The organism is Aeribacillus sp. JST-2, assembly GCF_056032925.1.
This window is the reverse complement of record NZ_JBVVUU010000100.1, coordinates 1-1,420: the sequence shown is the minus strand read 5'-3', so window position 1 is coordinate 1,420 and position 1,420 is coordinate 1. Positions and strand designations below refer to the sequence as shown.

Below are 1,420 nucleotides of genomic sequence, written 5' to 3'. Positions count from 1 at the left end.
TATAATGCTCCCATAAGGTGAGACACATGAGCGTGATAAATAAGTTATAATGATACCATGAAAAAAAGAAACCGATATACCGCAGAATTTAAAGCTAAGGTGGTTCTTGAGGTGTTGCGTGAAGAGCAAACCGTCAATGAAATAGCCGCCAAATATGAATTAAGCCCAGTCATGGTCAGTCGTTGGAAAGCAGAATTTCTAGAACGATCCTCGATGGTCTTTGAAAAAGGCTCAAGCGAAGTGGATAAAATCCGTAAAGAATATGAGGCCAAACAAGAAAATTTAGAGAAATTGGTAGGTCAGTTAACGGTTGAAGTTGACTGGCTGAAAAAAAAATCTGGGCTCAAATAAGTCTGTTGACGAACGAAAGGCTATGGTCGAATTCAATCACCCATCGATCAGCATCAAGCGTCAGGCACAGTTATTAGGTATTCATCGTACTAGCGTGTATCGCCAATCAAAGGGGCAAACAGAAAGCTCAGAAAACATCATGCTCATGCACGAAATGGATATGCTTTATACAGCTCATCCCTACTTTGGCTACAGGCGCATGACTGCGAAACTTCGTGAGAAAGGATTTGATGTGAATCATAAACGCGTACGCCGTCTCATGCGCCTTATGGGTATACAAGCTATTTACCCAAAACCCAACCTTAGTAAGAGGCTACATGCCAAGTACTGCCGGCCTTACCTGCTCCGTGGATTGGAGATCACCCGTCCGAACCATGTATGGGGAGTGGATATCACCTACCTTCGTATGGGACGGGGCTTTATGTACCTGTTTACCATCATCGACTGGTTCAGCCGCAAAGTGATCGATTACGAGTTATCTAGTACGCTGGAGAAAGGATTTGTCATCGACTGTCTGAAGCGGGCATTGCGTCATGGTAAGCCGGCCATCATCAATAGTGACCAGGGCAGCCATTTTACAAACGCTGACTATCTCGGGCTGTTGAAAGAGTATGGCATCCAGGTATCAATGGATGGCAAAGGACGAGCAACAGACAATAGTCGTACGGAACGCTTCTTTAGAGCTTTAAAGTATGAATGTATCTATCTCAATGAATTCGAGAATCCTAAAGAGTTGCGAAAAGGCATTCGACGCTATGTTACGTTCTATAATACAGACCGACCTCACCAATCTTTGGACTATTTGACGCCAGCAACAGTGTACAAGCAACCTAAGATGGTTCAAGCATCCTAACCATCGAACGTGATGAGAGGCTTTATATGGAGAGACGGGCATGATAGGCTGTTTTAGCCATGCGATGTTATCTGTCCATCGCTCCAGCGCAAAAAATCGTGCCCGTAGAGGCTCCATGTCAAGCCTTTTTTGCACACGCACCACATTCATAGCGAAAGGAGAGAATGGATAACTTAAATATTATCAATTTGTGTCTTGACAAAGGGGTGCATTACA

1 protein-coding gene is annotated in these 1,420 nt (G+C 44.0%); it reads left to right on the top strand.

What is annotated here, in order from left to right:
• Positions 1–57: 57 nt before the first annotated feature.
• Positions 58–1,204, top strand: a protein-coding gene (locus AC0KTX_RS16740; RefSeq protein WP_456687463.1) for an IS3 family transposase whose coding sequence is annotated in 2 segments (ribosomal slippage) — positions 58–329 and positions 328–1,204 — 1,149 coding nt in all. Because the reading frame shifts where the segments join, the coding sequence is not laid out codon by codon here.
• Positions 1,205–1,420 lie beyond the last annotated feature (216 nt).